Annotated in this window: 9 protein-coding genes and 1 pseudogene; 9 read left to right on the top strand and 1 reads right to left on the bottom strand. The window is 63.9% G+C overall.

The window, feature by feature from the left end; translation table 11 throughout:
* The 9 genes and pseudogenes from DPM33_RS37275 to DPM33_RS34455 all read left to right on the top strand — a co-directional run.
* Positions 1-170: pseudogene (locus tag DPM33_RS37275) on the top strand (endonuclease domain-containing protein); the annotation flags it as partial.
* The gene (locus tag DPM33_RS34490; RefSeq protein WP_112101918.1) at positions 167-553 is read left to right on the top strand and encodes a VOC family protein; all 387 of its coding nucleotides are present in this window, start codon (positions 167-169) and stop codon (positions 551-553) included. The pseudogene DPM33_RS37275 and the gene DPM33_RS34490, both read left to right, overlap by 4 nt.
* 33 nt (positions 554-586) lie before the next feature.
* Positions 587-1078: a GFA family protein gene (locus tag DPM33_RS34485; RefSeq protein WP_112101916.1), complete on the top strand. Its 492-nt coding sequence runs from the start codon at positions 587-589 to the stop codon at positions 1076-1078.
* Entirely contained in the window at positions 1075-1551 is a 477-nt protein-coding gene (locus tag DPM33_RS34480; RefSeq protein ID WP_112101915.1) for a GFA family protein, read from the top strand. The genes DPM33_RS34485 and DPM33_RS34480 overlap by 4 nt, the downstream gene beginning before the upstream one ends.
* Positions 1548-2513, top strand: a complete 966-nt coding sequence (gene pip / locus DPM33_RS34475; RefSeq protein WP_112101913.1) for a prolyl aminopeptidase — start codon at positions 1548-1550, stop codon at positions 2511-2513. The genes DPM33_RS34480 and pip overlap by 4 nt, the downstream gene beginning before the upstream one ends.
* A gap of 49 nt (positions 2514-2562) precedes the next feature.
* Entirely contained in the window at positions 2563-4179 is a 1617-nt protein-coding gene (gene cimA / locus DPM33_RS34470) for a citramalate synthase (RefSeq protein WP_112101911.1), read from the top strand.
* A 4-nt stretch (positions 4180-4183) separates the two neighbouring features.
* On the top strand, positions 4184-4711 hold the full coding sequence (locus DPM33_RS34465) for a hypothetical protein (RefSeq protein ID WP_112101909.1): 528 nt from the start codon (positions 4184-4186) through the stop codon (positions 4709-4711).
* Positions 4712-4829: 118 nt separating this feature from the next.
* Positions 4830-5759: an EamA family transporter RarD gene (rarD, locus tag DPM33_RS34460; protein ID WP_112101907.1), complete on the top strand. Its 930-nt coding sequence runs from the start codon at positions 4830-4832 to the stop codon at positions 5757-5759.
* Positions 5760-5783: 24 nt separating this feature from the next.
* Positions 5784-6470, top strand: a complete 687-nt coding sequence (locus DPM33_RS34455; protein ID WP_112101905.1) for a glutathione S-transferase family protein — start codon at positions 5784-5786, stop codon at positions 6468-6470.
* A 95-nt stretch (positions 6471-6565) separates the two neighbouring features.
* On the opposite strand, the gene DPM33_RS34450 is transcribed toward DPM33_RS34455, so the two are convergent.
* Complete coding sequence (locus DPM33_RS34450) at positions 6566-7561, bottom strand: transporter (RefSeq protein ID WP_112101903.1); 996 nt, start codon at positions 7559-7561, stop codon at positions 6566-6568.
* Between the last annotated feature and the right edge of the window lie 165 nt (positions 7562-7726).

Below are 7726 nucleotides of genomic sequence, written 5' to 3'. Positions count from 1 at the left end.
GGCAGGACAGAGGGGGGCGCCGTAGGGCGCTGACCTCGACTGTCAGGAGCCGTCTGCAGCACTTCTGGAACGACGACTTGATCCGCGATATCGACAATGTCTGCCAGCACATCGTCATCGTGGCCGGCTTAGCCGAAGCCGCGCCACCAATGGAGGAACTCGTCCCATGATCGACCATCTCGGCATCAGCGTTTCCGATTTCGACGCCTCAAAAGCCTTCTACGACCAGGCGATGGCGCCGCTGGGGGCTTCGCTGCTCTACATGGTTCCGGAGGAATATACGGGCGGCGCTAAGGTTGGCGGTTATGGCCGCGACCGGCCGGTGTTCTGGGTGAGCGCGGGCAGGGAGAAGCCGAGGGATCACCAGCATATCGCCTTCACCGCGCGCAGCCGCGCCGAGGTCGATGCTTTCCATGCCGCGGCGCTCGCCGCCGGCGGCAAGGACAATGGCGGGCCGGGCCTGCGGCCGCACTACCACCCGAACTACTACGGCGCCTTCGTCTTCGATCCCGACGGCAACAATGTCGAGGCGGTCTGTCATGACCCGGCGTGAGCCCATGAATCTGTCTATTACCGGGAGCGAGCGATGAGCCTCGACAACCGGCCGGTCTACACAGGCGGCTGCCAGTGCGGCGCCGTGCGCTTCCGCGTCGAGGGCGCGTTGGGCGACGCATCCGTCTGCCATTGCCGCATGTGCCAGAAGGCGAGCGGCAACTTCTATCTGCCGCTGGTTTCGGTGCGCGGCGCCACGCTCGACTGGACGCGCGGCGAGCCGAAACGCTTCCGCTCCTCCAATGCCGCCTGGCGCGGCTTCTGCGCCGAATGCGGCACGCCGCTGACGTTCGAGGCGTCGGACGGCATGGCGCTGGCGATCGCCGCCTTCGACGATCCGACAGGCATCGCGCCGACCATCCAGTGGGGCGTCGAGGCAAAGCTTCCCTATGTCGACGGCATCCCCAGGCTGCCGTCCGAGGATACGATGGCCGATATCGCCTCGGCGCCTTATCTCGCCGAGCTCGTCTCCTATCAGCATCCCGATCACGACACCGACCAATGGCCGCCGGAGGAAAGACCATGACCGATCAAGTTCGAACCGGCGGCTGCCAGTGCGGCGCCGTGCGCTTCCGCATCAAGGGCAAGCTCGGGCGCCCGTCCATCTGCCATTGCCGCATGTGCCAGAAGCAGTTCGGCAATTTCTTCGGCGCGCTGGTGACGGTGCCGAAGGACGGCGTCGAATGGACCCATGAGGAGCCGAGCTATTTCCAGTCCTCGGTCAACATCGACCGCGGCTTCTGCGCCCGCTGCGGCACGCCGCTGACCTATCGCCAGCCCGGCGCGCTGGAGATCGCCATCGGCGCCTTCGACGACCGCTCCGACCTCGCGCCGCAGATCCAGGTCAACTACGCGGTTCGCCTCCCTTGGGTGGAGAAGATCTTCGAGGCGCCGGTCCATGACGACGCCGATTACTATCGACGGCAGGAGCAGATCATCTCCTTCCAGCATCCCGACCACGAGACGGCCAACTGGCCGCAGCAGGGCTTGAAACTATGACGATCCACGGCAGCACCTTGCGCAGCCTCTATCCGGAGATCGAGCCGTTCGCGTCCGGTATGCTCGATGTCGGCGATGGCCACACCATCTATTGGGAGCGCTCCGGCACCAGGGGCGCAAAGCCCGCCGTCTTCCTGCATGGCGGTCCCGGCGGCACCATCTCGCCAAAACACCGGCGCCTGTTCGACCCCAAACTCTACGACGTCATCCTGTTCGATCAGCGCGGTTGCGGCAAATCGACGCCGAACGCCTCGCTCGAGGCCAACACCACCTGGCACCTCGTCGCCGACATCGAGCGGCTGCGCGAGATTGCGGGTTTCGACAAATGGCTCGTCTTTGGCGGCTCCTGGGGTTCGACGCTGGCGCTCGCCTATGCCGAGACGCATCCCGAGCGCGTCAGCGAGCTGGTCGTGCGCGGCATTTACACGCTGACCCGCGCCGAGCTCGAATGGTATTATCAGTTCGGCGTCTCGGAAATGTTCCCGGACAAGTGGGAGCGTTTTCTCGCCCCGATCCCCGAGGCCGAGCGCGGCGACATGATGGCCGCCTACCGCAAGCGGCTGGTCGGCTCCGACCGCAAGGCGCAGGTGGAGGCAGCCCTTGCCTGGAGCCTCTGGGAAGGCGAGACGATCACGCTGCTGCCCGAGCCGGAAACCAGCACCCCGTTCGGCCAGGACGACTATGCCGTCGCCTTCGCCCGCATCGAGAACCACTATTTCGTCCATGCCGGCTGGCTGGAGGAAGGACAGCTGCTGCGCGACGCGTGGAAGCTGAAGGATATCCCCGGCACCATCGTCCATGGCCGCTACGACATGCCGTGCCCGGCGAAATATGCCTGGGCGCTGCACAAGGCCTGGCCGAAGGCGGATTTCCACCTCATCGAGGGGGCAGGGCATGCTTATTCCGAGCCCGGGATTCTGGATCGTTTGATCCGGGCGACGGATAAGTTCGCGGGCAAATGATGATACACGTCCGCGCTCCACGGCGATCGCGGCCTTTCGAGCTACAGCCATGACAAAGCAACGCCTCTATCTCTTCGACACAACCCTGCGCGACGGCCAGCAGACGCCGGGCATCGACTTTTCCGTCGAGGACAAGATCGCGATCGCAAAACTGCTCGACGAATTCGGCATCGACTATGTCGAGGGCGGCTATCCGGGCGCGAACCCGACCGACACCGCCTTCTTCCAGAAGAAGCGGACGGAGAGCGCGAAATTCGTCGCCTTCGGCATGACCAAGCGGGCAGGGGTCTCGGCTTCCAACGATCCGGGGCTGGCGGCGCTCGTCCAGTCGAAGTCGGACGCCATCTGCTTCGTCGCCAAGAGCTGGGACTATCATGTGCGCGTGGCGCTCGGCTGCACCAATGAGGAGAACCTGGAATCGATCAGGACCTCGGTCGAGACGGCCGTCGCTTCGGCCAAGGAGGCGATGGTCGACTGCGAGCATTTCTTCGACGGCTTCAAGGCCAATCCGGATTACGCGCTGGCCTGCGCGAGAACCGCCTACGATGCCGGCGCGCGCTGGGTGGTGCTGTGCGACACCAATGGCGGCACGCAGCCCTCCGAGGTTCGGGCCATCGTCGAGAGGGTGATCGCAGGCGGCATCCCGGGAGATCATCTCGGCATCCATGCGCATGACGACACTGGCCAGGCGGTGGCGAACTCGCTTGCCGCCGTCGAGGCCGGCGTGCGCCAGATTCAGGGCACGTTGAACGGCATCGGCGAGCGTTGCGGCAACGCCAATCTGATCTCCATCATCCCGACACTGTCGCTGAAGCCCGCCTTCGCCGATCGCTTCGAAACCGGCATTTCGGCCGAGGCGCTGACCGGCATCTCGCGGCTCTCGCGTGCCTTCGACGAGTTGCTCAACCGCGCGCCGGAAGCGCAGGCGCCCTATGTCGGCTCCTCGGCCTTCGCCACCAAGGCCGGCATCCATGCCTCCGCCTTGGCCAAGGAGCCGGCGACCTATGAGCACGTTCCCCCGGAAGCGGTCGGCAACCGCCGCCGCGTCATGGTCTCCGACCAGGGCGGCAAGGCAAATTTCCTCGCCGAACTGAAGCGGCGCGGCATCGACGTGCCGAAGGAAGATCACCGGCTCGATGCACTGATCGCCGTCGTCAAGGAACGCGAGGCGGAAGGCTATGCCTATGAAGGCGCCGACGCCTCCTTCGAGCTGCTCGCGCGTAAAATGCTGCATGGCCTGCCGGAGTTCTTCAACGTCACCTCGTTCCGCTGCATGGTCGAGCGCCGCTTCGACGCCAACGGCAATCTGAAGACGGTCTCGGAGGCGATCGTGAAGGTCGAGGTCGACGGCGAGGAGAAGATGTCGGTGGCGGAAGGCCACGGCCCGGTCAACGCGCTCGACATCGCGCTGCGCAAGGACCTCGGCAAATATCAGAGCGAGATCGTCGACCTCGAGCTTGCCGACTTCAAGGTGCGTATCCTCAATGGCGGCACCGAGGCCATCACCCGCGTCCTGGTCGAATCGCATGATTCCTCCGGCGCCCGCTGGTGGACGGTCGGCGTGTCGGAAAACATCATCGACGCCTCTTTCCAGGCGCTGATGGATTCGATCATCTACAAACTGATGAAGAACCGCGAGATGGCGGGGCTGGTGGCGGCGGAGTAGACGTGTGGGCTTTTCGATAAGCTGGTTCGGTCTCCGGGGTTACGGGATCAAGGAAGCCGCGGCCTTGTTCGGCAGGGAGGTCGGCGGTTCGTCGGAAGATTTCGATGCGCCGGTAAACGCTTATCGCAGCGACAAGAACTGGGCGATCATCATCCTCGGCTACTGCAGCTTTCCCAATCCTCCAGACAGTTACTTGTCCGCGTTTTCGCAAGGCAGGGAAATGGTCGTCGTGCACATAGAGGAACACACGATGTTTGCTCGCGCCGAGCTTTGGAGTGCTGGAAAGAATATCTGGAGGGTCTGGCACGCCGGCGACAAGGACGTCAGGGATCTCCACACCACGGGCGATCTTCCAGCCTCCTTTCAATCTTTGAGGCAGCAGGCGTTTTCAAAGCAGGACAAGGAAAGTGATGTCGATTATGCCTTCGATATTCCTCTCGATCTGGCGGCGGAGCTGACGGGCTTCAGGCATGATGAGGGAGCACCCGACAGGGTCTTCTTCGAGCTTGTCGAAAAACCTGCCCAGCACTGAGCAGACACCGTCGAGGCGCCTAGAGCGAAGCAACCGCTTGAACCATCACGAAAAGTCCATTGATCCATCATAATTTTGTGATGGTCTTGGACGGTCCGCTGGGCCATAGCGTTGGGCCATGGTCACCGCAACAGCCGATCTCGATCAGGACGCCAAGGGCCGCCGCGGCTTCCTTTTGGCGCTTGGCGCCTATTTCCTCTGGGGACTGCTGCCTTTCTACATGAAGGCGGTGGCGCATCTGCCGCTTGCCGAGGTGATCGCCAACCGCGTCGTCTGGTCGGTGCCGATCGCGGCGGCCGTGCTGATCTGGGCCGGCCGCACCGCCGACTTCAAGGCGGCGATCCGCTCGCCGAAGAGCCTTGCCATGGCGGCGCTGACGGCGACGCTGATCTCGGTCAATTGGGGCATCTATGTCTGGGCGATCGCGGTCGACCGCACCGTCGAGACCGCGCTCGGCTATTACATCAACCCGCTGGTCAGCGTCGTCGTCGGCGCCGTGCTGCTCGGCGAGCGGCTCGACCGGCTGCAGATTGCCGCGGTGGCGCTCGCCGCGATCGCGGTGACGGTGCTCACTGTCGAGGCAGGCAAATTGCCCTGGGTCTCGCTGGCGCTCGCCTTCTCCTTCGCCGCCTACGGCTTCTTCCGCAAGACGCTGCCGATCGGCCCGAGCCAGGGGTTCCTGCTCGAAGTGCTTTTGCTGTCGGTGCCGGCGCTCTGCTACATAGCCTATCTGATCGCCACCGGACAGGACCATTTCATTTCCAGCACCGGGTCCGACACCGCCTTGCTGATCGGATGCGGCCCGATCACCGCGGTGCCGCTGCTGCTCTTTGCCTTCGGCGCCAGGCTGCTGCGCCTATCCACCATCGGCATCATGCAATATATCGCGCCGACCATGGTGTTCCTGATCGCCGTGCTGATCTTCGGCGAGCCGTTCGGCACCACCCAGGCCATCGCCTTCGCGCTGATCTGGACGGCGCTGGCGATGTACAGCTGGTCGATGTTCAGGGGCCGCGAGGTTCGCCCGTCGGCTCCCGCGTCAAGGTAGAAGAATTTCGGGGAGGGGCGGCTGATGTATGTTCTGCATATCGGCAACAAGAATTATTCGTCCTGGTCGCTGCGGCCATGGTTGCTCATGCGCGTCCTCGACATTCCCTTCGAGGAGCGGTTGACGCCGTTCCCGGCCGGACCGAGTTTCGACCTCTACCGAAAGGTCTCGCCGAATGGACGCGTGCCCTGCCTGGTCGATGATGGCTGGGCGGTCTGGGATTCCCTCTCCATCGTCGAATACCTGGCCGAACGCCATCCGGGCGTCTGGCCGGCCGACGCGAAAGCACGCGCCTGGGCGCGCTCGGCCGCGGCCGAGATGCATTCGAGCTTCACCGCCATGCGCAACGACTGCCCGATGAGCTGCGGCGTGCGGGTCGAGCCGTTGCCGATGTCCGGTGCGCTGAAGCACGACATCTTCCGCATGGTAGATCTTTGGAACGATGGCCTTGCGCGTTTCGGCGGGCCGTTCCTGGCCGGCGACCGCTTCAGTGCGGTCGACGCCTTCTTCGCTCCCATCGCGTTCAGGGCGCAGTCCTATGGACTGACCTTCGAAGGCGCGGCCGCCGCTTACCCGCGGCGGCTGCTCGACCTGCCGGCCATGCGCGAATGGTACGCGGCCGGACTTGCCGAGACATGGCGCGAGCCTGGCCACGAAGCGGAAGTGCAAGCCGCCGGGACGATCGTCGAGGATCTGCGGGCAACTGCTTGAAGGCCCGAGCAATTCCAGGAAAGTGTGAGCGGTTTTCCGTTCGGAATTGCCTAAAAACAAAGAGATAGAGCGTTTCGCCGTTTCGGTGAAACGCTCTAAACCCGGCCCAGCCGTCGCACGACCTTGTAGACGATGCCGGCGATGATCACCGAGATGGCCGTCACCACCCAGAAGCCGTGCGGCGTGTCGACCAGCGGCAATCCGCCGACATTCATGCCGAACAGGCCGGAGATGATGGTCATCGGCAACAGCACCGCCGTCATCACGGAGAGGATGTAGAGCAACTGGTTCGATTGCTCGGTCAGCTTGGCCATCAGCTCGTCCTGCAACAGCCGCGTGCGCGCCTGCAACTGCTCGCCATCGTGATGCAGTGTGTGCGCCCGGTGCGACAGCCGTGTGGCCATGTCGTTGATAGGCTCCGGCAGTTCATTGCGATGCGAATGGTCGAGATGGCGGAAAAGGTTGGTGAGCGTCGCCATCTGCCGGTGGATCAGCACCAGCTGCCGGCGCGCGTCGACCAGCGCCTGGCGCTCATTGTGCCATGCATCGCACACGATGCGGTCCTCGATGCCGTCGAGCGTGTCGCCCATCTTGTCGAGCTCGACCGCCATGCCGTCGAGCGACTGGCCCATCACCGCCTCGATCAGCTCGGACGGCGCGCGGAATTTGCGCGTGCCGCTTTCCACCAGCTTGCGGATCTTGTCGACCGATTCCAGCGGTTGCTTGCGGGCGCCGATCAGCATCCTGTCGTTGAAGGCAAAGCGGAAATGGGTGAGCCCTCGCGCTTCGGCGAAGTCGTGCCGCAGATCGGGCAGGTCGCCATAGAGGAAGTCGTCCTCGAAATCGATCTGGCAGCCATGGCTGGGCGACAGGAAGGCATCGCGCACCGGCGCCGGCAGGGCCTGTTCGGCACCGATCTCCTGGCGCGCCCGCATGTCGGTGATCTGGTAGCTGCGCCAGCTCCAATGCGCCTCGGCGGGGTCCTTGGTGCGCGTACCATCGGCCTTGAAATGGTAGATGAAGAACAGCCCGTGCTCGTCCGGCAGATAGGGCGAGAGATCGGTGCCTTCGGACGGGGCAGCAATGTTCATGACGGCTTCGCCGGTCTCGGATATGCAAAGGCTCGCGGGGGGCGGCCAAGGTAACCTTATCATGGAGGCCACGGCTTGGTGTGACGGTTTGGTGTCAACACGCAACCGCGCACAAGGAGTCTTGGCGACTGAACGCCCGCGTCAAAAACTACACCCGGCCCAATC

Source organism: Mesorhizobium hawassense (assembly GCF_003289945.1).
Taxonomy (GTDB): domain Bacteria; phylum Pseudomonadota; class Alphaproteobacteria; order Rhizobiales; family Rhizobiaceae; genus Mesorhizobium; species Mesorhizobium hawassense.
This window is presented reverse-complemented; position numbering and strand designations above follow the sequence as displayed.

Bases quoted from the DNA above. Each gene is read 5' to 3' on its own strand.
- rarD (WP_112101907.1), top strand. From the start codon at position 4,830: ATGGTCACCGCAACAGCCGATCTCGATCAGGACGCCAAGGGCCGCCGC.
- DPM33_RS34455 (WP_112101905.1), top strand. From the start codon at position 5,784: ATGTATGTTCTGCATATCGGCAACAAGAATTATTCGTCCTGGTCGCTG.
- cimA (WP_112101911.1), top strand. From the start codon at position 2,563: ATGACAAAGCAACGCCTCTATCTCTTCGACACAACCCTGCGCGACGGC.
- DPM33_RS34450 (WP_112101903.1), bottom strand. From the start codon at position 7,561: ATGAACATTGCTGCCCCGTCCGAAGGCACCGATCTCTCGCCCTATCTG.
- DPM33_RS34480 (WP_112101915.1), top strand. From the start codon at position 1,075: ATGACCGATCAAGTTCGAACCGGCGGCTGCCAGTGCGGCGCCGTGCGC.
- DPM33_RS34490 (WP_112101918.1), top strand. From the start codon at position 167: ATGATCGACCATCTCGGCATCAGCGTTTCCGATTTCGACGCCTCAAAA.
- DPM33_RS34485 (WP_112101916.1), top strand. From the start codon at position 587: ATGAGCCTCGACAACCGGCCGGTCTACACAGGCGGCTGCCAGTGCGGC.
- pip (WP_112101913.1), top strand. From the start codon at position 1,548: ATGACGATCCACGGCAGCACCTTGCGCAGCCTCTATCCGGAGATCGAG.